Genomic DNA, 23,822 nt, shown 5'->3' on the forward strand with positions numbered 1-23,822 from the left:
ACCCCATGATCCAGTTCGACGCGGTCCACAAGCGTTTCCCGAACGGCACCACAGCGGTCCACGATCTCTCCCTCCGCATGCCGGAAGGCGGCGTGACCGTGCTCGTCGGATCCTCCGGATGCGGCAAGACGACCACCCTGCGGATGATCAACCGGATGGTCGACCCGACCTCCGGCACGATCAAGGTCAACGGCCAGGACGTCCTGCGGCAGGACGCCGCCGACCTGCGCCGATCCATCGGATACGTCATCCAGCAGTCCGGCCTCTTCCCGCACCGCACGGTCCTCGACAACATCGCGACCGTGCCGCTGCTCCTCGGCTGGGGCCGGAGGAAGGCCCGTTCCCGCGCGGCTGAGCTGCTGGAGACCGTCGGTCTCGCCGCCGACGCGGGCAAGCGCTACCCGCACCAGCTCTCCGGCGGCCAGCAGCAGCGCGTCGGTGTGGCCCGCGCCCTCGCCGCCGACCCGCCCGTCCTCCTCATGGACGAGCCGTTCGGCGCGGTCGACCCGGTGGTCCGCACCCAGCTCCAGGACGAACTTCTGCGCCTGCAGAAGGAGTTGAACAAGACCATCGTCTTCGTCACACACGACGTAGACGAGGCCGTCCGGCTCGGCGACCAGATCGCGATCTTCCGCACCGGCGGCCATCTGGTCCAGTGCGCGGCCCCCGCCGAACTCCTCGCCCACCCGGCCGACGACTTCGTCTCCGACTTCCTCGGCGCCGAGCGCGGCCTCAAGCTGCTCTCGCTGAAGACCCTCGCGGACCTCCCGCAGGCCCCGACCCCCGAGGGGGCCGCCTGGACCCTCGTACTCGACGAGGCCCGCAGGCCGCTGCGCTGGCACGAGACGGGTTCGAGCACGCCGGGCACGGACATACCCGTACGGCCGCTGCGGGACGGCGACTCGCTCCTCGCGGCGCTCAACGAGTCGATCGCCTCCCCCACGGGGCTCGTGGCCCGCGTGGACGCGACGGGCGCCCTCACCGGTGTCTCGTCCCGCGACGACATCCACGCGCAGGCGGGCCGGGCGCACACGGAAGCCCGGACGGAAGCCCTGGCAGCCGCCCCTGAGACCACGGAATCCCAGGTCACGGCATGACCATCGACTGGTCGTGGATCGGCGACCACACCGACGACCTCACCAGCCTCACGGTCTCCCACCTCCAGGCGGCCTTCTCGGCGGTCTTCTTCGGCCTGCTGATCTCTCTCCCGCTGGCCGTGGTCGCACACCGGGTCCGCCCCCTGCGCGGCTTCCTGCTCGGCCTTTCCAACGTCCTCTTCACGATCCCGTCGATCGCGATCTTCGTGCTGCTGCTCCCGGTGAGCGGCCTGACCCGCACGACCACCGTGATCGGTCTGACGGTCTACACCCTGGTCGTGCTGCTGCGGAACACGGTCGAGGGCCTGGACTCGGTCCCGGTGAAGACCAAGGAGGCGGCCAAGGCGATGGGCACCCGCCCGCTGCGCACCCTCCTCACGGTCGAACTCCCGCTCGCCCTCCCGGTGATCATGGCGGGCGTCCGCATCGCGACGGTCATGTCGATCTCGCTCGTCTCCGTCGCGACCTACATCGGCGACGGCGGTCTCGGCCAGCTCTTCACGGACGGCTTCCAGCGCGACTTCCCGACCCCGGTGATCGTGGGAGTGGTCCTCACCCTCCTCCTCGCGGTGGTCGCGGACGCCCTGCTGGTCGCCGTCCAGTACGTACTCACTCCGTGGACGAGGCGGCGAGCCTGACATGTACGAACTCTTCAAGGACCTCGGCAAGTGGCTGACCAGCGGCGACCAGTGGTCGGGCTACGACGGCATCGCGCACCGCCTCGCCGAGCACCTCCAGTACTCGCTGCTCGCCACCCTCGTCGCGACGGTCATCGGCCTCCCGCTCGGCCTGCTCATCGGCCACACGGGGAGGGGCGCGTTCGTGGCGATCAACCTGGCCTCCTTCGGCCGCGCCCTGCCGACCGTCGGCCTGGTCGTCCTCGTCTTCCTGGCCAGCGGGCTGTCGATGTGGCCGGTGTACATCGCCCTGGTCGCGCTCGCGGTCCCGTCCATCGTCACCAACACCTACGCGGGCATGACCGCCGTCGACCCGGACGTGAAGGACGCGGCACGCGGCCAGGGCATGCGCTGGCACCAGGTGCTCTTCCAGGTCGAACTGCCCCTCGCCCTCCCTCTGATCATGACCGGCCTGCGCCTGGCGCTGATCCAGGTGGTCGCCACTGCCACGATCGCCGCGTACGTCTCCTTCGGGGGCCTGGGCCGCTACGTCTTCGACGGCCTCGCCCAGCGCGACCTGGTCCAGGTGATGGGCGGCGCCGTGCTGGTCGCCGTGGTCGCCATCGCCCTGGACCTGACCCTCTCCGGCGTCCAGCGCTTCCTCTTCCGCCACCGCCCCGCGTAACCCGAACCGGGTAAACCGAACCGCCCAGGAGTCCTTCCGATGGCCCTTCCGATGAACCGACGCGCCCTCCTCGGCGGCCTCTTCGCAGCCGCCTCCGTCCCCGTCCTCGCCGCGTGCGGGGGTGGCATCACCTCCCTCGACGAAGGCGGCGGCTCGGGCGGGGGCGGCGGCTCCAGCGCCGGCGGCCTCACCATCGGCACCGCCAACTTCACCGAGAACCAGGTGCTGGGATACCTCTACGCGGCCGTGCTCGACGCGGCGGGCGTGAAGACGAAGGTCCGCCCTAACCTGGGCAGCCGCGAGATCCTCATCCCCGCGATGAAGGGCGGCGACATCGACCTCCTCCCCGAGTACCAGGGCGCCCTTCTCCACTACCTGGCCCCCAAGGCGACGGCCACCGAGGAGGGCGAGATGCAGAACGCCCTCACCATCGCCCTCCCGGCGGGCCTCCAGGTCCTCCCGTACGGCATGGCCGAGGACTCCGACGCCTTCGTCGTGACCCGCGAGACGGCGGCGAAGTACGGCCTGACCTCGCTGGCCGACCTGAAGAAGCAGAACGGCAAGCTGATACTGGGCGCGGCGGCCGAGGTGAAGACGCGCGAGGTGGGCGTGGTGGGCCTCAAGGAGGTCTACGGGGTCGAGTTCAAGGAGTTCAAGTCGCTCGACTCGTCCGGCCCGCTGGTCAAGGGCGCCCTGAAGAAGGGCGACGTCGACGTGGCGAACCTCTTCACCACGGACACCGACATCCTGGACAACGGCTGGGTGGTCCTGACGGACCCCAAGAACCTGATCCCCGGCCAGCACATCGTCCCCCTGATCGCCGACCGCAAGGCCGACTCGACCGTCCGCAAGGCCCTCGCCGAACTCGGCAACGTCCTCACCACGGCCGACCTCACCGAGCTGAACCGCAAGGTGGACAAGGACAAGAAGGACCCGGAGGACGTGGCGAACGCGTACGCGAAGGACAAGGGCCTGACGAAGTAACCGCCCAGCCCTCTCGTCGCCGCTCCGACGCTCCGGCACTCCGGTCCCCTGGCGATCCGGTCCCCTAGGGTCCGGCCCAGGGGCAACAGGGGGGCTAACCCCAGTGCCTGGCGGATGCCGTTTCCCTACCGTGGTGTGCATGACCGGTATGGACGCGACGGGCGCACACGACGCCGACCTGAAGAAGGAACTCAACGCCACCCTGCAGGCCCGCAGGGAACTGGGCGACGAGTACGAGTCCGTGTTTGTCGACTCGTTCCTGGAGAAGGTCGACCAGCGGATAGACAGCGCGGTGGAGCGCCGGGTACGGCGGCAGCTCGCCGAGCAGCGGATGGTGGCGGCGCGTGACTCGCGCGGGCCGAAATCGACCGACAGCTTCGGCGAGCGCTTCGGCTTCGGCATGGTCTCGCTGGTGCTGGCGATACCCCTGTCCGCCATCGGCGGCGGCAGCTCGGGGCTGCCCGGCCTGCTGGTCGCCTGGTGCGGCATCGTGGGCGTCAACGCGTTCCAGGCGGCACGCAGTTCGGCCTGGCTCTTCGGCAGCAGGCACCGCGGGTCCGACCGGGGCGGCGACTGGGAGGACTGAGGGGCCGCCGGGTGAGAAAGCTGTGCGCGGGGACCGCCGCACCCCCGTTGCCGGGGGGCGGGACGACGGCGGTCCCCGCGAGGGACGCGGGCCGGGTCAGGGCCGGGCCGGCGCGTCCAGGGCGTCGGTGGAGGTCCGGGAGCCGCTCCGGAAGTCCGTGACGCCGTTTGGGTGTCGGCCTGGGCGGGGAGCCGCTCCCGCCCTTGCCGACATCCACTACTGTGCCGGTCCCGTGTTAAGCGTGTGCTGCGCGGACGTGACGCCCTCGTACCACTTCCGAGAAGTCTCCGCCGGAAAGGAATCAGGACGGAACATCGCGGCGGAGACCGCAAGTTCCGTCCCGACACGTCCCGTTCACCGGACGTTCGCTACTGGTTGCCGCCCTTGGCCAGGAACGCCAGCAGGTCCTGCCGGCTGACGACACCGGTCGGCTTGCCCTCGATCAGCACGATCGCCGCGTCGTGGGCGCCCAGTACGGACATCAGGTCGCCGACCGGTTCGCCGGAGCCGACCTGCGGCAGCGGTGCCGACATGTGCTTCTCCAGCGGGTCGTCGAGGGAGGCCCGCTGGGTGAACAGCGCGTCGAGCAGCTCGCGTTCGACGACCGACCCGATGACCTCCGCAGCCATGACGTCCGGGTGACCGGCGCCGGGCTTCACGATCGGCATCTGCGAGACGCCGTACTCACGCAGCACCTCGATGGCCTGGCCGACGGTCTCGTCCGGGTGCATGTGGACGAGGGAGGGGATGTGGCCGTGCTCCTTGTAGTCGAGGACGTCGGCGACGCGGGCGGAGGGCCCGGTGTCCTCCAGGAAGCCGTAGTCGGCCATCCACTCGTCGTTGAAGATCTTGCTGAGGTATCCGCGCCCGCTGTCGGGCAGCAGTACGACGACCACGTCGTCGGGCCCGAGCCGCTCGGCGACCCGCAGCGCGGCGACGACGGCCATTCCGCAGGAGCCGCCCACCAGCAGGCCCTCCTCCTTGGCGAGCCGCCGGGTCATCTGGAAGGAGTCCTTGTCGGACACGGCGACGATCTCGTCGGCGACGGTCCGGTCGTAGGCGGTGGGCCAGAAGTCCTCGCCCACCCCCTCCACCAGGTACGGCCGCCCGGACCCCCCGGAGTACACGGACCCCTCGGGGTCGGCCCCGACGACCTGGACGCGCCCGTCACTGGCGTCCTTCAGGTAGCGCCCGGTCCCGGAGATGGTCCCGCCGGTGCCGACGCCCGCCACGAAGTGGGTGATCCGCCCCTCGGTCTGCTCCCACAGCTCGGGGCCGGTGGAGTGATAGTGCGAGAGGGGGTTGTTCGGGTTGGAGTACTGGTCGGGCTTCCAGGCGCCCGGCGTCTCACGCACCAGCCGGTCGGACACGTTGTAGTACGAGTCCGGGTGCTCGGGGTCGACGGCGGTCGGGCAGACCACCACGTCGGCGCCGTACGCGCGCATGACGTTGATCTTGTCGGTGGAGACCTTGTCAGGGCAGACGAAGATGCACTTGTAGCCCTTCTGCTGGGCCACGATGGCCAGCCCGACCCCGGTGTTTCCGCTGGTCGGCTCGACGATCGTGCCGCCCGGCCGGAGCTCGCCGCTCTTCTCCGCAGCCTCGATCATGCGCAGGGCGATGCGGTCCTTCACGGATCCGCCGGGGTTGAAGTACTCGACCTTCGCGAGGACGGTCGCCTGAATGCCCGCGGTCACACTGTTGAGCCTCAGCAGCGGGGTGTTGCCGACGAGGCTGATCATCGAGTCGTGGAATCGCACCGTTGTCTCCGGTTGCCGCACATGAAAGTGGTCGTCATTGGTCACGCCAGCCTAAGGCTCCACCCCGGCATTCACCTCACGTCACGATTGGCGGGCGGTCGTTACGGGGCAAGGAGTGGGTGTACGGCTACGAGGAGGTGGCGGCGACGCATGACGAGCATGTCCAGGGCAAGAGTGGCCCGGCGGATCGCGGCCGGAGCCGCGTACGGCGGTGGCGGGATCGGCCTGATGAGCGTGGCGGCCGTGGGACTGGTGCTGGCAGAGGTACGACTGGCGAAACGCCAGGTGGGCAACGGACGCGGTCCGCACCCGCCGAGCGCGGACGGCCTGTACGGACGCGGATACACCACCCCGGGTGAACCTCCGCTCGGACTCGTCCTGCTGGGCGACTCCACGGCGGCCGGCCAGGGCGTCCACCGGGCCAGGCTGACCCCGGGCGCACTGCTCGCGTCCGGTCTGGCGGCGGTCGCGGAACGCCCGGTGGAACTGCGCAACGTGGCGCTGCCCGGCGCACAGTCCGACGACCTGGACCGCCAGGTGGGGCTGGTCGTCTCGGCGTCCGACCGGATCCCGGACATCTGCGTGATCATGGTCGGCGCGAACGACGTCACGCACCGCATGCCCCCGACGCGCTCGGTCCGCCACCTCTCCTCGGCGGTACGTCGTCTGCGTACGGCGGGCGCGGAGGTGGTCGTGGGCACCTGTCCCGACCTGGGCACCGTCGAACACGTGCAGCAGCCGCTGCGCTGGCTGGCCCGGCGGGCGTCCCGGCAGCTGGCGGCGGCGCAGACGATCGGGGTCGTGGAGCAGGGAGGCCGCACGGTGTCTCTGGGCGACCTGCTCGGCCCCGAGTTCGAGGCCAACCCGCGCGAACTGTTCGGCCCGGACAACTACCACCCCTCGGCGGAGGGCTACGCGACGGCGGCGATGGCGGTCCTCCCTACGGTGTGCGCGGCGCTGGGCCTGTGGCCGGCGGACGAGGAACGCCCGGACGTCTCCCGCCGCGAGGGCTTCCTGCCGGTGGCGCGGGCGGCGGCGGAGGCCGCGTCGGAGCCGGGCACGGAGGTCGCGGCGGCGATGCCGACGGGGCCCAGAGGACCCTGGGCACTCCTCAAGCGCAGGCGCCGCAGGCGGGTACCGGCGACGGACCCGTCCCCCGCGCCGACGACGACGCGAGGAGTGTCGAGCGGCTGATCCCGGCGAGGGCCTGCCGGAGGTGCCGGAGGGTCGGGCGATCGAAGTCGCCGAGCAGCGCACCGCGCGGACGCAGGCCGCGCTGCTCGGCGTACTCACCGGGCGGGAAAAGCATTGGCCTCTGGTCGTGGACCGGGCGACCATGACTTCCGTGAAACCGTTGGAGATCGTCGCGGGCGACGCGACCAACCCTCAGGCGAAGGGTCCGAAGATCATCGCCCACATCTGCAACGACCTCGGCGGATGGGGCAAGGGATTCGTCCTGGCGATCTCGCGCCACTGGCCCGAACCGGAGCGCGAGTACCGCCGCTGGCACCGCGAGCGGGCAGGCAACGACTTCGCCCTCGGCGCGGTGCAGCTGATCCGCGTCCGATCCGACATCTGGGTCGCGAACATGGTCGCGCAGCACGGGATGAAGGTGGGAAGCAACGGTCCCCCCATCCGATACGACGCCGTGGAACGCTGCCTACAGGCCGTCGCTGAGCACGCCCTTGCCAACAAGGCCTCCGTTCACATGCCCCGCATCGGCTGCGGCCTCGCCGGCGGCAAGTGGGAACGTATCGAGCCGATCATCGGCGAAACCCTCGGTGCCCGCGACATCGCCGCCACCGTCTACGACTACGCGTGAGACCGACTCCTCACCTGACCGCATGGCCGCACCCCCACCCCCCTGAGCAAGCGCTTAGAAAAGTGCGGCCCGAGTCACACCGCCACACCCGTGACCGGGGCCATACGTACGGGTAACTTCCCAAGCAGGTTGCTTACATCCTCGTACGCCAATGGAGCCGTCATGCCGGAAGCCGTCATCGTCTCGACCGCCCGCTCCCCCATCGGACGCGCCTTCAAGGGCTCCCTCAAGGAGCTGCGCGCCGACGACCTCACCGCCACGATCATCCAGGCCGCGCTGGCCAAGGTCCCCGAGCTGGACCCGCGGGACATCGAGGACCTGATGCTCGGCTGCGGTCTGCCCGGTGGCGAGCAGGGCAACAACCTCGGGCGGATCGTCGCCGTACAGATGGGCATGGACCACCTGCCGGGCTGCACGATCACCCGTTACTGTTCCTCCTCCCTCCAGACGACCCGTATGGCACTGCATGCCATCAAGGCGGGCGAGGGCGACGTGTTCATCTCGGCCGGTGTCGAGATGGTCTCCCGGTTCACGAAGGGCAACTCGGACTCGCTGCCGGACACGCGCAACCCGATCTTCGCCGAGGCCGAGGCCCGTACCGCCGCCGTCGCGGAGCAGGAGGGCACCTCCTGGCACGACCCGCGCGAGGACGGCCTCGTGCCGGACGCCTACATCTCGATGGGGCAGACCGCCGAGAACCTCGCCCGTCTGAAGGGCGTGACCCGTCAGGACATGGACGAGTTCGGCGTCCGTTCGCAGAACCTCGCCGAGGAAGCCATCAAGAACGGCTTCTGGGAGCGCGAGATCACCCCGGTGACGCTGCCCGACGGCACGGTCGTCAGCAAGGACGACGGGCCGCGTGCGGGAGTGACGCTGGAGGGCACCCAGGGGCTCAAGCCGGTGTTCCGTCCCGACGGGCTGGTCACGGCCGGCAACTGCTGCCCGCTGAACGACGGCGCCGCGGCCGTCGTCGTCATGAGCGACACGAAGGCGCGCGAGCTGGGCCTCACGCCGCTCGCCCGGATCGTGTCGACCGGCGTCTCCGGCCTCTCCCCCGAGATCATGGGCCTCGGCCCGGTCGAGGCGAGCCGGCAGGCGCTGCGCCGGGCCGGCCTCACCGTCGACGACATCGACCTCGCCGAGATCAACGAGGCGTTCGCCGCCCAGGTGATCCCCTCCTACCGCGACCTCGGCATCCCGCTGGAGAAGGTGAACGTGAACGGCGGCGCCATCGCCGTCGGCCACCCCTTCGGCATGACGGGCGCCCGGATCACCGGCACGCTCATCAACTCCCTCCAGTTCCACGACAAGCAGTTCGGCCTGGAGACGATGTGCGTCGGCGGCGGCCAGGGCATGGCGATGGTCATCGAGCGCCTGAGCTAGACCCCGGCGGCACCCGCGATCCCCAACTGGCGGAATCGTTTCGGTAATCGCCCGGAAGCAGTGAGTGACAACTCGGCCCGGAACCCGGTAACCACCGGGGTTCTGGGCCGATTTGTGATCCAATCTCCCCCAGGATGTGACCTATCTCGCTCCGGCGAGGCATATACGCAGGTCAAAGTAGGTTCGATACCAAACCCCGGGCCCAAAGTCCTGTCCGTTTCGTGACGTTACGCACTGACAGGTGGTTAGTCCATCCTTCAAGCTGATGTAGGAAGTCGGGGGTCGACTTTGAACCGGGAGTACGTCAGTGAGCGCTACGCCTCTTGCTCTGCTGCTCGCCACAGCCACCATCACCACGGCCGTGGGCGTCGCCGTTCTGCGCACCCTGCTGGGGCTGCGTCGGCAGATCGCGGCCCTGCACGCCGAACTGGCCGCCCAGAGTCTCGCCGTCGGAGCGCACGGTCTCGTACCGCAGGCGCGCAACTCCGGTGACACCGACCGGATACGCGCTGCCGTGGCCGAGGCGCTCGCCGAGGAGCGGGAGCGGGAGCTCGCCGAGGCGCGTGCCTTCTGGGCCGCCCAGGAGGCCCGTGACACCTCTGACGCGCCCTCCCTGCTCGGCCTCCCCGACAGTGAGCTGTTCCTGCCGCGCCCGGCCGACTTCGCGGGCCTGGACTCCCTGGAACCGGTGACCGAGGCCAGCACCGACACCGACGAGTTCGCCGGGGAGTCCGCCGAACTGGCCGCCGCCCGTCGCCGGCACCCCTCGCACCCCGATTTCGTACCGGCCCAGTCGCCCGTCGTGAACGACCACGAACGCACGGTCGCCTGCCTGGAGGACCTCGCCGACTCCCGCACCGCGCTGGCCGACGTCCGCCCCGGCCCCCTGGGCACCCTCGACGTCTACGTCTTCACCGACGGCACGACCCTCTGTATGACGCCGGGCCACCGCGAGACGGCGGAACGTCTCTCCGCGGCCCTGCGCTCGGGCGCGGCCCCGGTCCTCCTCGGCGGCTCGGGCATCTCGGGCGCCTACGCCCTGACCTTCGAGTGCGGCGAGGAGACGGTGTACGTCCTGGCGGACAGGGTCATAGCCTCACTGTGAGGCGTCCGCCCACACACCCCACGCGCCTCTCCTCCGGCCCCGCGGACGCGGCCTACACCCCGGCCCGCTGCTGAGCCTCCGCGACAAGGGCGAGCACCGAGGCCAGCTCCCCCTCACCGCGCAGCACCAGCGCCAGATCGTGCGCGGCCACCGTCACCTGGTCCGCCGCGGCGAACATCCCCGCGTCGGGCATCACGCGGGGATCGTCCGCCGGTGACTCCAGAAGCTGGGCACGCCGTGCCAACTCCCTGGCCAGCCCCAGCGCCTCCGCCGCGGCCCCTCTCTGCAAGCGACTCTGCGGCGCTGCCCGCAACCGGTCGGCAAAGTGATCCACTGCGAGCGTCAAAGGCGAGGTATCCAGCACGCCGCGAGACTACGCGTCGCAACCGGACTGTTGCCAACGACCCAACCCTGAGGCACCGTGGCGTGAAGGACCGGCTTACATCCCCTTTGCGTCCGGAGGCGCCGATGTCCCACGTCCTCTCCGAGGAGACCCACCGCAACATGCTCGCCCGCATCCCCCAATGCACCGGTCGTGAGATCTCCGACTGGTTGCGCACCGTAGACGAAGGCCCCTCCCTCTTCTGCTTCGAGGAGAAGGTCAGTTGGCTCCGGCACGAGCACAATCTCGCGTACGGCCACGCCAAAGCCCTCATTCACGAGTACGACCTGAGGAGGGCCGCGCGCAAGTTTCTCTGAGGGCACGCCCCTCTGAGAGACCGAGGCACGCACCGACACCACGACGAAGGGCCCCGGGATCGCGGCGATCCCGGGGCCCTTCCACCGCTATCAGCTACTGCCAACTGCCTGGCGTACCAGTACTGGCTACCAGTACTAGTCGTTGCCCTGCAGGATGGCGATCAGCCGCAGGAACTCCAGGTAGATCCAGACCAGCGTCATCGTGAGGCCGAAGGCGGCGAGCCAGGCCTCCTCGCGCGGCGCGCCGTAGGCGATGCCGTCCTCGACCTGCTTGAAGTCGAGGGCGAGGAAGCACGCGCCGAGCAGGATGCCGATGATGCCGAACATGATGCCGAGGCCGCCGCTGCGGAAGCCGAGGCCGTCACCGCCGCCGAACACCGCGAACAGCAGGTTCACGGCCATCAGCAGCACGAAGCCGAGCGCCGCCGCCATCACGAAGCCGTAGAAGCGGCGGTTGACGCGGATCCAGCCCGCCTTGTACGCCACGAGTACGGCGGTGAAGACCGCCAGCGTGCCGATCACGGCCTGCATGGCCGCACCGCTCGCGATGCGGTTGTCGACGACGCTGGAGACGACGCCGAGGAAGACACCCTCCAGCGCCGCGTACGTCACGATCAGCGCGGGCGAGGCCTTGCGCTTGAAGGACTGGACGAGGCCCAGGACCATCGCGACGAGACCGGCGCCGATGGCGATGCCGTAGGACCTGTTGATGTTCGCGTCGTCCACGGGCAGCAGCGCCCAGGCGAGCGCCGCCGTGACGACGAGCACACCGAGCGTGGTGGCCGTCCGCATGACGACGTCGTCCATCGTCATCCGGCCGGTGGAGACCGGGGCCTGCGGCGGTGCGCCGTGCTGAAGGTCCTGCTGGGCGTAGGGGTTGGTCGCGTACGGGTTGCCGCCCTGCTGGGCGTGCGGGTCCGCATACGGGTTGCCCGGCTGCGTACCGACAGCTGCGCCCCCGGCCTGCGGCGCGGTGTTGAAGCCCGCGTAGCCGTTGTCGCGGCTGAACCCCCGTCGCGAGAAGACCGGGTTGCTGCTCCTCATTTCACTCCTCCATGGCCACACTGCGTGGTCTTGGGCTCAAGAGTAATAGGTGGGCAAAGGATTGACCCTAGTGCTTGGGGAGGATCTTTCCCTCGTCCTGTCGCGAACACGCTACGCGCCCCCCTGATTCCCGGCCACGGAGCCCCCGGACCATGACCAACCCGGTACAGAGCCGAGACCGGCCCCTGATCTGGTGATCTGGTGATCCGGCGCCCTGCCGCTCGGCTCCTCCGGTGCTCCCGTGACCCTTTGCCCTTTGGCCTCCGTCGTCTGTCCCGTCAGTCGAGAGGGAAACCCGTGTACCCCTCGGCCAGGTCGGTCTCCGCCGAGGGGGCGCCGGCGATGCGTTCCAGCCGGGCCAGCTGGAGCCGGTCCTCGAAGGGAGTGGCGTCCGGGGTCCGGTGCAGGAGGGTCGTCATGTCGTACGAGAACCGCTCGGCCTGCCAGACGCGGCGCAGACAGGTCTCGGAGTAGGCGTCGAGCAGTCGCGCCGACCCCGTCTCCCTCTCGTGCGTCAGGGCTCGCGCGAAGGTCACGACGTCCCCGACGGCGAGGTTGAGCCCCTTGGCGCCGGTGGGCGGCACGATGTGCGCGGCGTCCCCGGCCAGGAACAGGCGTCCGTGGCGCATCGGCTCGTGGACGTAACTCCGCATCGGTGTCACGGACTTCTGGGTGATGGGCCCCCGGTCGAGCTTCCATCCGTCGGCGGTCTCGAAGCGGCGCTCCAGCTCGTCCCAGATCTCCTCGTCGCCCCACTCCTCGGCGTCGGTGCCGTCCGGTACCTGGAGGTAGAGGCGGGAGACGGACGGGGAGCGCATGGAGAGAAGGGCGAAGCCGCGGTCGTGGCGGGCGTAGACCAGCTCGTCGTGCGAGGGCGGTACGTCGGCGAGGATGCCGAGCCAGCCGAAGGGGTACGACCGTTCGAAGACCTGGGTGAGTTCCTCGGGGATCGCCGTACGGGCCACCCCCCAGAAGCCGTCGCACCCGACGACGTACTCGCACTCCAGTACGTCCTCACGCCCCTCGTGCCGGAAGCGCACCCGTGGGCTGTCGCTGTCGGCGTCCTCGACGGCGAGCGCCTCCGCCTCGAAGAGCAGCGGGCCGCCGTCCGCCAGCTGGAGGGCGATGAGGTCCTTGCAGACCTCGGTCTGCGCGTACACCATCACGGACCGGCCACCGGTGAGGGCGGGGAAGTCGACGCGGTGACGCTTCCTGTCGAAGCGCAGCTCGATGCCGTCGTGGCGCAGCCCCTCCCGGTCCATACGGGCACCGGCCCCGGCGGCGCGCAGCACGTCGACGGTCCCCTGCTCCAGGATCCCGGCCCGCTGCCGCCGCTCCACGTAGTCCCGGTCGCGGCTCTCCAGGACGACCGAGTCGATACCGGCGTTGTGGAGCAGCCGGGCGAGAAGGAGCCCGGCGGGGCCGGCTCCGATGATGCCGACGGTGGTACGCATCGGTCGCTCCCTTCGCACATTCACGCGGACGTACATCCCTGCGGATGGACACTGACGCGGAATGTTCGTGTGGTGAAATTTCCTTCACGAGTTGACTGTGCCGAGTCTCTGACCACATGCGGCCGCTGTCAACGGTTCCACGATGAAGACCTCAATGGAGGCAGCACCGACAAATCCGGCATACGGCTGTCGAAAGTGCCCGGAGCCGGACTTGAACCGGCACGCCCGCGAAGGGGCAGCGAGGTTTAAGCTCGCCGTGTCTGCATTCCACCATCCGGGCAGGCCCTGGGCTCCGCATCGAGGTTCCGAGCCTATCGGGACGCCCCACCCGTGCTGAGGGTGAGGGCCCCGATGTTGTCTTATTTTATTGACTTCTGAGGGTGCATCAGCACCTGGAACGGGCCATCCGCACTTGCCAATAGCCTTTCGCGAGGCAGTCCGGCGCGCATGCGGAATGACGGAATTTCACCGTACGAACAAGGGGGCTCCACCTGTTCTTGACATAACCCGTGCGGGCGGGACCTAGGGGACGACCGTCATCCCCAGGTATGACTCGGACCCGCCGGGTCCGTCCGGAGTCTGCCTTCGGAACCGGAACAGCGGCTGACTACACGGCGACCTGGGGCCACGACGATGGTTCACGAGCCTCAGACCTCGTGCCGTCGTCCCGACAGGAGCCCCACCCGTGACCACCACCCCCCTCGCCGACCGGACCACCACGGTGGCCGCCCGCGCCACGGATCTGTCCAAGGTCTACGGACAGGGAGAGACGCGGGTCGTCGCCCTCGACCAGGTCTCCGTCGACTTCCGGCAGGCCGAGTTCACCGCGATCATGGGCCCGTCGGGTTCCGGCAAGTCCACGCTGATGCACTGTGTGGCTGGCCTGGACTCGTTCTCGTCCGGCTCCGTACGCATCGGCGAGACCGAGCTGGGCTCGCTCAAGGACAGGCAGCTCACCAAGCTCCGCCGGGACAAGATCGGCTTCATCTTCCAGGCGTTCAACCTGCTGCCGACGCTGACCGCACTGGAGAACATCACCCTCCCGATGGACATCGCGGGCCGCAAACCCGACAAGGAGTGGCTGGATTCGGTGATCTCGATGATCGGCCTCGCCGACCGGCTCCGTCACCGCCCGTCCCAGCTCTCCGGCGGCCAGCAGCAACGCGTCGCCGTGGCCCGGGCGTTGGCCTCCCGCCCCGACATCATCTTCGGCGACGAGCCGACCGGAAACCTCGACTCCCGCGCGGGCGCCGAGGTACTGGGCTTCCTCCGCAACTCCGTACGGGAGCTGGGGCAGACGGTCGTGATGGTCACCCACGACCCGGTGGCGGCGGCGTACGCGGACCGGGTGGTCTTCCTCGCGGACGGCCGCATCGTGGACGAGCTGTACGGCCCGACGGCCGACGGCGTCCTGGACCGCATGAAGCAACTGGACACCAGGACGACCCGCACCAGCTGACGCGCCACCGCGCTACGGGAGTTGACGACCAGTCAACTCCCGTAACCCCTCACCCCTCTTCATCACGACCTCGACTCGACGGACTGAGACGACACCCATGTTCCGTACCGCCCTGCGCAACGTACTCGCGCACAAGGCCAGGCTTCTGATGACCGTGCTCGCCGTGATGCTCGGCGTCGCGTTCGTGTCCGGGACCCTGGTCTTCACCAACACGCTCTCCAACGCCCTCCAGAACAGCTCCGCCAAGGGCTTCGACCAGGTCGACGTCGCCGTGCGGCCCGGCTACCGGGAAGACGTGGGCGACAAGATCGGCAAGACGCCGGAGCTGACGCAGGCCCTGCTGGAGAAGACCGCGAAGGTTCCGGGCGCCGGCTCGGTCATCGGCGTCGTGAACGGCTTCACAGCCATCGCCGACAAGGACGGCAAGCTCGTCGGCGGCGGTTTCCAGTCGGAGGGCGGGAACTACTGGGGTGACAAGGACGCCCGTTACCCGCTGACGGAAGGCACCGCGCCGAAGGGCTCCGGCCAGGTCGCCCTCGACGCGAAGACCGCCGACCGGGCCGGCTACAGGGTCGGCGACACCGTGCGCCTGTCGGTGGACGGCCCGGTGCTCTCCCCCAAGGTCTCCGGCATCTTCACCACGGACGACGGCAACGTGACGGCCGGCGGCAGCCTCGCCCTCTTCGACACTCCGACCGCGCAACGACTGTTCGGCAAGGTGGGCGCGTACGACGAGATCGACGTCAAGGCCGCGCCCGGGACGAGCCAGACCGCGCTCAAGGCGGCGCTCGGAAAGGCCCTGCCGCGCGACACCGTCGAGATGACGACGGCGGCCCGGCTCGCCGACGAGCAGGCGAAAACGATCGCCGCGTCGATGAGCGGGCTCAAGCAGGGCCTGCTGGTGTTCGCGGGCATCTCGCTCTTCGTGGGTACGTTCATCATCGCCAACACCTTCACGATGCTGGTCGCCCAGCGCACCAAGGAACTCGCGCTGATGCGGGCGGTCGGCGCCTCGCGCAGGCAGGTCACCCGGTCCGTGCTGATCGAGGCGTTCGTCGTCGGCGCTGTCGCGGCGGTGACCGGGCTGGTCGCGGGCATCGGTATCGGGGCCGGGCTGAGGGCACTGCTGGGCATGCTCGGCGCGACCGTGCCCGACGGGCCGCTGATCGTCACACCGGGCACGGTCGGCGCGGCCCTCGCGGTCGGCATCGTCATCACCATGCTGGCGGCCTGGCTGCCCGGCCGCCGCGCCGCGAAGATCCCGCCGGTCGCCGCCATGAGCAGTGTCCACGCGACCGCGACCACCAAGTCGCTGGTGCTGCGGAACACGCTCGGCGCGCTCTTCTCGGGCGCGGGCGTCGCCGTGGTCCTCGCGGCCACGGGGATGGACGGCTCGGACGGCCAGGCTCCCATGGGCATCGGCGCGGTACTGCTCATCATCGGCGTCTTCATCCTCACCCCGCTCCTCTCCCGCCCGCTGATCGCCGCCACCGGCCCGTTCACACGCGTGTTCGGCGTCGCCGGAAAGCTGGCCCGCCAGAACTCGGTCCGCAACCCCCGCCGTACGGCCGCCACGGCCTCCGCGCTGATGATCGGGCTCACCCTCATCACCGGTATGACGGTGGTCGCGGGCAGCCTCCAGCAGGCGATCGACAAGATGGCCTCGGAATCCATCAAGGCCGACTACATCGTCTCGATGGCCAACGGCAACGACCTCTCCCCCGATGTCGCCGGGAAACTGGCGAAGACGTCCGGGGTGGTCGCTGTCAGCCCTCTGAGCCACGGCTCCGTACGCATCGACGGCGAGACGGAGTGGGTGACCGGCGTCAACGGCGCCACGATCGGCGAACTCACGAAGCTGACGATGGACAACGGCACGTTCAAGGTCGACGGCACCCGGATGGTGGTGGACGGCGACACGGCCAAATACCTTGGCTGGAAGGTGGGTTCGACCGTCACGACCGCCTACGAGGACGGCCGGAAGGCTCGGCTGACCGTGGCGGGCGTGTACCAGGACAACGAGATCACGAACGGCATCATCCTCGACGACTCTCTCCTGACCCCGCACCGCGCGAACGCGGCCGGCAACACCGGCAGCACCGACTCGCAGGTCATGGTGAAGATGTCGGACGGCGCGACGGGCGCGGCGAAGGACAGGCTGGAGAAGGTCCTGGGCTCCAACCCGGCCATCAAGATCCAGGACAAGAAGGACCGCTCGGACGAGGTCGCACAGATCTTCACGCTGATGCTGAACATGCTCTACGGCCTGCTGGCCATGGCGGTCCTGGTCGCGGTCCTCGGGGTCATCAACACCCTGGCCATGTCGGTCTTCGAACGCTCGCAGGAGATCGGCATGCTGCGGGCGATCGGCCTCGACCGCAAGGGCATCAAGCGGATGGTCCGTCTGGAGTCCCTGGTCATCTCCCTCTTCGGCGGTGTCATGGGCATCGGCCTGGGCGTGTTCTTCGGCTGGGCGGCCGGCGAACTGCTGGGCCCGAAGATGGCGACGTACGAACTCGTCCTGCCCTGGGCGAGGATGGCGCTGTTCCTCCTCCTCGCCGCCACGGTGGGCGTCCTGGCGGCCCTGTGGCCGGCCCGCCGCGCGGCCGGCCTGAACATGCTGACGGCGATCAAGTCGGAGTAGGAGTTCAGCGGTACCCGCACGGTAGTTGGGCCCCACTCCCCCCGGAGCGGGGCCCAACTACCTTTCACTCACGCTCAGTTCCAGGTACGGGCCCGCAGGGGCATCCCGGAGGCACCGGACTCGGCGGCCCGCACGGCGAGAACCTGGTTGACGCCGAGACGGTTGTGTTCGAAGGCGAGGGCGCAGGCGGCCATGTACAGCCGCCAGACACGGGCCCGCCCCGGACCGGTGAGACGCAGGGCCCGCTCCCAGTCGGCCTCCAGGTTGGCGACCCACCGGCGCAGGGTCAGCGCGTAGTGCTCCCGGATCGACTCGACGTCACGCACCTCGAACCCGGCCCGTTCGAGCTGGGTGACGGTGGTGCCGACCGGCGCGAGTTCGCCGTCCGGAAAGACGTACGCGTCGATGAACCCGTCGAGGCTGTACGCGCCCTCGTCCGTCTGCGGCCGACGGGCGATCTGATGATTGAGCAGCCGCCCGCCCGGCTTGAGGAGCCCGTACAGATCACGCGCGTACGTCAGATACTGCTCGCTGCCCACATGCTCGGCCATCCCCACGGACGAGACGGCGTCGAAGGGCCCGTCGGTGACGTCCCGGTAGTCCTGCACCCGGATCTCGACCCGGTCGGTCAGCCCCTCGTCAGCGACGCGCTTACGGGCGTACGCGGCCTGTTCCTGCGAGAGGGTGACCCCGACGACCTGGACGCCGTGCTCACGGGCGGCATGGACGGCGAGGGAGCCCCAGCCGCAGCCGACGTCGAGGAGCCGTTGCCCCGGCGTCAGGGCGAGCTTGCGGCAGACGAGTTCGAGCTTGTCGCGCTGGGCGTCCTCGAGCGTGCCACTGCCAGGGGCTTCCCAGTAGGCGCAGGAGTACACCATGGACGGGCCCAGGACGAGTCCGTAGAAGTCGTTGCCGACGTCGTAGTGGTGGCTGACGGCGCGTTTGTCGGTGCGCTTGGTGTGGAGGTGCCTGCGCCGCCGCGTGACCTCCTCACGGGGCGGAGCCGGAGGAAGCGGAAGCCCGGCCATCTTCACGAGCCCGCGCGCGGCGGCCCGCGCCTCGGGATCGCGCAGGGTCTCGCCGAGAGTCCGGGCGTCCTCCCCGCGCTCCCAGACCAGCCCGGACAGCAGATCGAGGGCCGCGTAGAAGTCCCCCTCGATGCCCAGGTCACCGGCGACCCAGGCCCGGGCCAGCCCCAGTTCGCCGGGTTTCCACAGCAGCCGGCGCAGGGCCCGGCGGTTACGGACGACCAGTGTGGGAGCGCCGGGCGGCCCGGCCTGCGAACCGTCCCAGGCGCGGATGCGCATCGGGAGCGGGACCCCCAGCAACTGTTCGGCGAAGCTCTGCAGCCGCGACGCGGCTCCGGGCATGGCTCACACCTCCGTTACGACACAACCGAGAATGTCCAACACCCACCCAAACACCAACGCCCCGGGCCCGCAGTCCCCAGAACTGATCACAACTGGGCAAAGGGGATACGAGGGCAAGGCACACCCTTCCCCCACCCGGCCCGCACCTCCCCAGCCCCGGCCCGCACATCCAGCCCGTCCGGCGCTTGAGGACAAGGCCCGTTCAGGGCCGATGGGGGGGTCTGGGGGCACAGCCCCCAGGTCGAGGATGGGACGGGTAGGGGCGGCGGGGGCGAGAAAACCCTGAAGGGGCCGCCCGCACCACGGATGGCGAGCAGCCCCTTCAGGGGTAATTCAGCGACCGGAGGTCAAGGGCTCAAGGGAAAGAACGTCAGGAGGCCTTGGCCTCTGTCTTCTCCTCGGCCTTCTTAGCCGCAGCGACCGGCGCAGGCTTCGCAGCCTCGTAGAACTCCTCCCGAGGAGTCTCCAACGCCCCCAGCGCCACAACCTCACGCTTCAGGAACATCGCCAGCGTCCAGTCCGCGAACACCCGGATCTTCCGGTTCCACGTCGGCATCGCGAGACCGTGGTAGCCACGGTGCATGTACCACGCCAGCCGACCCTTGAGCTTGATCTTGATCTTGCCCATGACGATCATCGCGACGCCCTTGTGCAGGCCGAGACCCGCGACAGCGCCCTTGTTGGAGTGCGCGTAGTCCTTCTGCGGGAAGCCCCGCATACCGGAGACCACGTTGTCGCCGAGCACCTTCGCCTGCCGCAGCGCGTGCTGCGCGTTCGGCGGGCACCAGGCGTTCTCCACGCCGGCCTTACGGGCGGCCACGTCGGGCACCTGGGCGTTGTCGCCCGCGGCCCAGACGTAGTCCGTACCCGTGACCTGAAGCGTCGGCTGCGCGTCCACGTGACCGCGCGGGCCCAGCGGCAGGCCGAACCGCGACAGCACCGGGTTGGGCTTGACGCCGGCCGTCCACACGATCGTGCTGGAGTCGACCTCAAGGCCGTTCTTCAACACCACATGACCATCGACACACGAGTCCATGGAAGTCGAAAGATAGATCTCGACCCCGCGGCTCTCCAGGTGCTCCTTGCCGTACTGGCCCAGCTTCGGGCCGACCTCGGGAAGGATCTTGTCGGCGGCGTCGACGAGAATGAACCGCATGTCCTCGCGGGACACGCTGGTGTAGTACTTCGCCGCGTCGCGAGCCATGTCCTCGACCTCACCGATGGTCTCCGCACCCGCGAAGCCACCGCCGACGAAGACGAAGGTGAGCGCCTTGCGGCGGATCTCCTCGTCGGTCGTGGAGTCAGCCTTGTCCAGCTGCTCAAGGACGTGGTTCCGCAGGCCGATGGCCTCCTCGATGCCCTTCATACCGATGCCCTGTTCGGCGAGGCCGGGGATCGGGAAGGTGCGGGAGACCGCGCCCATGGCGATGACGAGGTAGTCGAAAGGCAGCTCGTACGCCTCACCCACGAGGGGGGCGATCGTGGCGACCTTGCGGTCCTGGTCGATGGTGGTGACCCGACCGGTGAGGACTTCCGCCTTGGGCAGCACACGTCGCAGTGGTACGACGACGTGGCGCGGCGAAATGCTGCCGGCGGCGGTTTCGGGGAGGAAGGGCTGGTAGGTCATGTACGACCGGGGGTCGACGACCGTGACGGTCGCCTCGCCGTAGCGCATCTTCTTGAGGATGCGCCGAGCTGCGTACAGGCCTACGTACCCACCGCCTACTACGAGGATCCTGGGACGCTCCGTGGTGCTCATGCCATCGAGTATCCACCCGGTCCAGGGGGGTCGCTCGTGCGCCCCTTCACAAGCTTACCCAGACCCTCTGTTACACTGCGCGCCCCGCATCCCCGGGACCGCGCCACGCGAGGGATACCAGCGGGCGGTACGCCCCGATGTCAATGCCGCGTGAACTGCTCTTCCGGGTCTCCGGAGCGACTGGACCAGCACCCCGCAACACCCTCTGGAAACACCCCCGCGACGCTCCCCCGAGCAGGCTCCCACCCCAGGTGAGCCCCCGAAAAGCCCCTCCGGACCACGTTCGTCGCCCAACAGGACCGAATTCCTTGTGAAGAACTTCACGAACTTTCCCGCGAGGGCGTCACCGGGGGGCCGCGAACAGCCCCCCAAGTGCGCTCATGCGTAATCCGACCTGCTCAGCCGAGGGGTCAGGCGACCGACCACGCGATCCCGTCGAGGATGTCCCACGAACGCGACTCACCCCGACGCGTGTACACACATGCGCGTACACTGGCGTCATGACCGAGGACACCGTGACCATACGGGAAGCCCGCGCCCATCTCGCGGAGCGCATCAACCTGGCCGAGGAAGGCACCCCGACGGTCATCACTCGCAACGGCACTCCGGTGGCTGCCGTGGTGCCGATCGCGGACTTCGAAGCCCTGGAGGAGGCGGCCGACGTCATGTTGGCCCGAGAGGCCGAAGCGGTCCTGGCCGAGAACGGCCCCACCGTGACCATGGCCGAACTCCTGGCGGATCTCTTCACCGAGCACGGTGAAGGCGCCGCGTGAAGTACGCCTTCCGGTTCACCACGGCGGCGCAGAGGCAGCTGAAGGACATCGCCCGGCTCGACGCCATGCGCATCCTCACCGCGCTGACCGCACTCGGTGACGACCCGTACCGCCAGGACGCCGACGTCAAGAAACTCACCGGCCCGTCCGGGCTCTACCGGCTCAGGGTCGGAAGCTACCGGGTCGCCTACCAGATCAACGATGGCGAACTTGTCATCCTCGTCGTCAAGGTGGGCGACCGGCGGGACGTGTACCGCAACCTGTAGGCGGTCAGACCAAAGACCATCCGATGCCATCCAGGATGTCGTGCTCGCTCACCACGACCTCCGTCGCCCCGATCCGCTCCATGATCGACAGCAGCACCAGCGCCCCCGCGCCGATCACGTCCACCCGCCCCGGATGCATGGACGGGATCGCCGCCCGCTCGGCGTGCGTGGACCGCAGGAGGGTCTCGGTGATCTCGCGGACGCGGTCGTAGGAGACCCGGGAGTGGTGGATGGCCTCCGAGTCGTACGCGGGCAGGTTCTGGGCGATCGCCGACACCGTGGTGACCGACCCCGCGAGACCGACCAGGGTGCGCGCCTCGCTCAGCGGCACGCTCCGCTCCGCCAGGTCGACAGCCGCCTCGATGTCGGCCCGTACCGCCGCGATCTGCTCCTCGGTCGGCGGGTCGGTGACCACCCCGTCCCGTACGAGGTGCCGTTCAGTCATCCGTACGCAGCCGATGTCCACGGACCGTGCCCCGCGCACCTGGTCGTCCCCGACCACGAACTCGGTCGAGCCGCCGCCGATGTCCACGACCAGGTAGGGCCTGGCGAGGTCGTCGCGCCCCGTCAGTTCCCTGGTGGCGCCGGTGAAGGAGAACTCGGCCTCCTGCTCGCCCGAGATGACCTCGGGCTCGACACCCAGGATGTCCAGCACCCCCCGTACGAACTCGTCCCTGTTCTCCGCGTCCCGCGAGGCGGACGTCGCGACGAAGCGCAGCCGCTCGGCGCCGTGCTCCTTGATGATCCCGGCGTACTCCCGGCAGGCCGCGAAGGTCCGTTCCAGCGCCTCGGGGGCCAGCCGCCCCGTACGGTCGACGCCCTGGCCGAGGCGGACGATGGTCATCCGGCGGTCCAGGTCGACGAGTTCGCCCGTCTCCGGGTCGGCGTCGGCGACGAGGAGGCGGATCGAGTTCGTACCGCAGTCGATGGCGGCGACACGGGTCACTTGCCGCCCTCCCCGGACTCCAGCGCGTCCACCGGATCCGCCGAGTCCACCGGCTTGAACGCGAAGTGGCCGCCGGAGTCGTTCGTGTGCACCGTCCAGCCCTCCCCCGCCGGAGGCCCCGCGCGCATCACGCACGGCCCCTTCGCCCACCACTCCGGCAGCATCGCGATCGCCTCGTCGCCCAGGGGGTTCACCCCGGGGCCGGCGGCCAGCGAGTGGCCCACGAGGACGTGCAGGCACTTCACGCGGTCCGGCATGCCGCCCGCGCTCGGGAAGCCCTCCAGGACCTCGATCGCGTCACGGCGTGAGATGTAGTCCTCGTGCGCGGCCCGGTACGCGGCGGCCAGCTCCGGATCCGTCGCCAGACGTTCCGTCATCTCCTTCATCACGCCGTTCGCCTCCAGCGTGCCGATCGCCGAGGCGGCGCGGGGGCACGTCAGGTAGTACGTCGTGGGGAAGGGAGTGCCGTCCGGCAGGCGCGGCGCCGTCTCGACGACGTCCGGGTGCCCACAGGGGCAGCGGTGCGCGATGGCTCGCAGCCCGCGCGGCGGGCGGCCCAGTTGCCGCTGGAAGGCCGCGACGTCCGCGTCGGTCGGCTCGGTACGCGGGGTGGGAGGCGGGGGCGTGTCCATACCTGTCTTCTCTGTTCCGTTCACTTCACTAATGAACTCACTGGTGAGCTCACTGGTCGGCGGCGTCGGCCTTGTCCACGCCGTCCCAGACGTTCGCGTACCAGGGGCGGTCGGCCGCGCCCAGGTCGACGCGCGACTGCTTCGCCGCGTCCGGGTCGATCACGACGTAGCCGGTCTCGCCCGGCATCACGTAGTGCAGCCGCTGCCTGATCTGCTGTTGCGCGTACGCGTCGTCCTGCCAGCGTGCCTTCAGGTCGCGCAGTTGCTCGACCCGCCGGCTGGCCTGGTCGCGCTCGCGCTCCAGGTCGGCGATGTCGGCGCGCTGGGAGACGTACTGCCTTATCGGGTAGGCGAGGGCCACGATCAGCGAGCAGAGCACCAGGACGAGCAGGGCCGCCCGGCCGGTCAGGCGGGAGCGGCGGGCCTGGCGCTTGGTCTGCGAACGGTAGACGCGGGCCGCCGTCTGCTCGCCGAGCAGCTTGATCCTGGTCGCGGTGGAGAACCGGTCCCGGTTGGTCACTGATGCTCACCTCGCAGCTCTACGCCGGTCACGCCCGCGCGACTGCGTCCTTTCGGCCGGGGGTCCGGGGGTCGTCCCCCGGGAAGGCCCGGTACGGCCATGGTCCCCGCCTCCCGTTCACACGCGCGTACGTCCCCGCACACGGTACGGGACCGGATACGGGGACGTACGTACGACTGGCTATGCCTTAGCCCGGGAAGGCTCAGCCCTTGCTGTG

The 23,822-nt window shown here is 69.5% G+C and carries 23 protein-coding genes and 1 tRNA gene; 14 read left to right on the forward strand and 10 right to left on the reverse strand.

Annotation, left to right across the window (positions count from 1 at the left end; genetic code table 11):
• Positions 1 to 5: 5 nt before the first annotated feature.
• From PV734_RS28350 to PV734_RS28370, 5 genes are all read left to right on the forward strand, one after another.
• Positions 6 to 1,097, forward strand: coding sequence for an ABC transporter ATP-binding protein (locus PV734_RS28350; RefSeq protein WP_319292695.1), 1,092 nt, complete (start codon positions 6 to 8; stop codon positions 1,095 to 1,097).
• Positions 1,094 to 1,735 carry an ABC transporter permease gene (locus tag PV734_RS28355; RefSeq protein ID WP_319292578.1) on the forward strand — a complete coding sequence of 214 codons (642 nt, stop codon included), beginning with the start codon at positions 1,094 to 1,096 and terminating at the stop codon, positions 1,733 to 1,735. The genes PV734_RS28350 and PV734_RS28355 overlap by 4 nt, the downstream gene beginning before the upstream one ends.
• Position 1,736: 1 nt before the next feature.
• The gene (locus PV734_RS28360) at positions 1,737 to 2,399 is read left to right on the forward strand and encodes an ABC transporter permease (RefSeq protein ID WP_319096787.1); all 663 of its coding nucleotides are present in this window, start codon (positions 1,737 to 1,739) and stop codon (positions 2,397 to 2,399) included.
• 51 nt (positions 2,400 to 2,450) lie between these two features.
• A complete protein-coding gene (locus tag PV734_RS28365) occupies positions 2,451 to 3,383 on the forward strand; it encodes an ABC transporter substrate-binding protein (protein WP_319292697.1) in 933 nt (310 codons plus the stop codon).
• 139 nt (positions 3,384 to 3,522) lie between these two features.
• Positions 3,523 to 3,969 (forward strand): hypothetical protein, encoded by a 447-nt coding sequence (locus PV734_RS28370; RefSeq protein WP_415924277.1) that lies wholly within the window; start codon positions 3,523 to 3,525, stop codon positions 3,967 to 3,969.
• A 368-nt stretch (positions 3,970 to 4,337) separates the two neighbouring features.
• Here PV734_RS28370 and PV734_RS28375 read toward each other — a convergent pair whose 3' ends face one another.
• Positions 4,338 to 5,729 (reverse strand): cystathionine beta-synthase, encoded by a 1,392-nt coding sequence (locus tag PV734_RS28375; protein WP_319096786.1) that lies wholly within the window; start codon positions 5,727 to 5,729, stop codon positions 4,338 to 4,340.
• Between the two features lie 150 nt (positions 5,730 to 5,879).
• Here PV734_RS28375 and PV734_RS28380 point away from each other — a divergent pair, with 150 nt between their 5' ends.
• The 4 genes from PV734_RS28380 to PV734_RS28395 all read left to right on the forward strand — a co-directional run bounded on the left by PV734_RS28380 (position 5,880) and on the right by PV734_RS28395 (position 10,039).
• Positions 5,880 to 6,923, forward strand: coding sequence for an SGNH/GDSL hydrolase family protein (locus PV734_RS28380; RefSeq protein ID WP_319096784.1), 1,044 nt, complete (start codon positions 5,880 to 5,882; stop codon positions 6,921 to 6,923).
• Between the two features lie 151 nt (positions 6,924 to 7,074).
• On the forward strand, positions 7,075 to 7,551 hold the full coding sequence (locus PV734_RS28385; protein ID WP_415924285.1) for a macro domain-containing protein: 477 nt from the start codon (positions 7,075 to 7,077) through the stop codon (positions 7,549 to 7,551).
• 162 nt (positions 7,552 to 7,713) lie between these two features.
• Positions 7,714 to 8,934 (forward strand): acetyl-CoA C-acetyltransferase, encoded by a 1,221-nt coding sequence (locus PV734_RS28390; protein WP_319096783.1) that lies wholly within the window; start codon positions 7,714 to 7,716, stop codon positions 8,932 to 8,934.
• Between the two features lie 307 nt (positions 8,935 to 9,241).
• Positions 9,242 to 10,039 (forward strand): hypothetical protein, encoded by a 798-nt coding sequence (locus tag PV734_RS28395; RefSeq protein ID WP_319096782.1) that lies wholly within the window; start codon positions 9,242 to 9,244, stop codon positions 10,037 to 10,039.
• Between the two features lie 52 nt (positions 10,040 to 10,091).
• Here PV734_RS28395 and PV734_RS28400 read toward each other — a convergent pair whose 3' ends face one another.
• On the reverse strand, positions 10,092 to 10,403 hold the full coding sequence (locus tag PV734_RS28400) for a hypothetical protein (protein ID WP_319096781.1): 312 nt from the start codon (positions 10,401 to 10,403) through the stop codon (positions 10,092 to 10,094).
• A gap of 104 nt (positions 10,404 to 10,507) precedes the next feature.
• Between PV734_RS28400 and PV734_RS28405 the strand changes: the two genes are divergently transcribed.
• Positions 10,508 to 10,738 (forward strand): DUF4287 domain-containing protein, encoded by a 231-nt coding sequence (locus tag PV734_RS28405; protein WP_006375250.1) that lies wholly within the window; start codon positions 10,508 to 10,510, stop codon positions 10,736 to 10,738.
• A gap of 135 nt (positions 10,739 to 10,873) precedes the next feature.
• Here PV734_RS28405 and PV734_RS28410 read toward each other — a convergent pair whose 3' ends face one another.
• From PV734_RS28410 to PV734_RS28420, 3 genes are all read right to left on the reverse strand, one after another.
• Complete coding sequence (locus PV734_RS28410; RefSeq protein ID WP_319096779.1) at positions 10,874 to 11,782, reverse strand: Bax inhibitor-1/YccA family protein; 909 nt, start codon at positions 11,780 to 11,782, stop codon at positions 10,874 to 10,876.
• 278 nt (positions 11,783 to 12,060) lie between these two features.
• A complete protein-coding gene (locus PV734_RS28415) occupies positions 12,061 to 13,236 on the reverse strand; it encodes a 4-hydroxybenzoate 3-monooxygenase (protein ID WP_319292579.1) in 1,176 nt (391 codons plus the stop codon).
• 196 nt (positions 13,237 to 13,432) lie between these two features.
• A tRNA-Leu gene (locus PV734_RS28420) sits at positions 13,433 to 13,516 on the reverse strand.
• A 405-nt stretch (positions 13,517 to 13,921) separates the two neighbouring features.
• Here PV734_RS28420 and PV734_RS28425 point away from each other — a divergent pair.
• Together PV734_RS28425 and PV734_RS28430 are read left to right on the forward strand one after the other, a co-directional pair.
• Positions 13,922 to 14,695, forward strand: a complete 774-nt coding sequence (locus tag PV734_RS28425; protein ID WP_319096776.1) for an ABC transporter ATP-binding protein — start codon at positions 13,922 to 13,924, stop codon at positions 14,693 to 14,695.
• A 97-nt stretch (positions 14,696 to 14,792) separates the two neighbouring features.
• Positions 14,793 to 17,339, forward strand: a complete 2,547-nt coding sequence (locus PV734_RS28430; RefSeq protein WP_319292580.1) for an ABC transporter permease — start codon at positions 14,793 to 14,795, stop codon at positions 17,337 to 17,339.
• Between the two features lie 74 nt (positions 17,340 to 17,413).
• Here the strand turns inward: PV734_RS28430 and PV734_RS28435 are convergent, their stop codons facing one another.
• Positions 17,414 to 18,709 (reverse strand): cyclopropane-fatty-acyl-phospholipid synthase family protein, encoded by a 1,296-nt coding sequence (locus PV734_RS28435; protein ID WP_319292581.1) that lies wholly within the window; start codon positions 18,707 to 18,709, stop codon positions 17,414 to 17,416.
• Positions 18,710 to 19,079: 370 nt separating this feature from the next.
• The gene (locus PV734_RS28440) at positions 19,080 to 20,468 is read right to left on the reverse strand and encodes an NAD(P)/FAD-dependent oxidoreductase (RefSeq protein ID WP_319096772.1); all 1,389 of its coding nucleotides are present in this window, start codon (positions 20,466 to 20,468) and stop codon (positions 19,080 to 19,082) included.
• A gap of 500 nt (positions 20,469 to 20,968) precedes the next feature.
• On the opposite strand from PV734_RS28440, the gene PV734_RS28445 reads away from it, so the two are divergent.
• Entirely contained in the window at positions 20,969 to 21,241 is a 273-nt protein-coding gene (locus tag PV734_RS28445) for a type II toxin-antitoxin system Phd/YefM family antitoxin (protein ID WP_164409767.1), read from the forward strand.
• A complete protein-coding gene (locus PV734_RS28450) occupies positions 21,238 to 21,507 on the forward strand; it encodes a type II toxin-antitoxin system RelE/ParE family toxin (protein ID WP_319096770.1) in 270 nt (89 codons plus the stop codon). The genes PV734_RS28445 and PV734_RS28450 overlap by 4 nt, the downstream gene beginning before the upstream one ends.
• A gap of 4 nt (positions 21,508 to 21,511) precedes the next feature.
• Here PV734_RS28450 and PV734_RS28455 read toward each other — a convergent pair whose 3' ends face one another.
• From PV734_RS28455 to PV734_RS28465, 3 genes are read right to left on the reverse strand one after another with little or no spacing between them, the layout of a single operon-like run.
• Complete coding sequence (locus tag PV734_RS28455; RefSeq protein WP_319096767.1) at positions 21,512 to 22,453, reverse strand: Ppx/GppA phosphatase family protein; 942 nt, start codon at positions 22,451 to 22,453, stop codon at positions 21,512 to 21,514.
• Positions 22,450 to 23,085, reverse strand: coding sequence for a DUF501 domain-containing protein (locus tag PV734_RS28460; protein ID WP_319292582.1), 636 nt, complete (start codon positions 23,083 to 23,085; stop codon positions 22,450 to 22,452). The genes PV734_RS28455 and PV734_RS28460 overlap by 4 nt, the downstream gene beginning before the upstream one ends.
• A gap of 49 nt (positions 23,086 to 23,134) precedes the next feature.
• The gene (locus PV734_RS28465) at positions 23,135 to 23,605 is read right to left on the reverse strand and encodes a septum formation initiator family protein (RefSeq protein ID WP_319096764.1); all 471 of its coding nucleotides are present in this window, start codon (positions 23,603 to 23,605) and stop codon (positions 23,135 to 23,137) included.
• Between the last annotated feature and the right edge of the window lie 217 nt (positions 23,606 to 23,822).

The organism is Streptomyces sp. AK08-02, assembly GCF_033795085.1.
In the GTDB taxonomy this organism is placed as follows: domain Bacteria; phylum Actinomycetota; class Actinomycetes; order Streptomycetales; family Streptomycetaceae; genus Streptomyces; species Streptomyces echiniscabiei.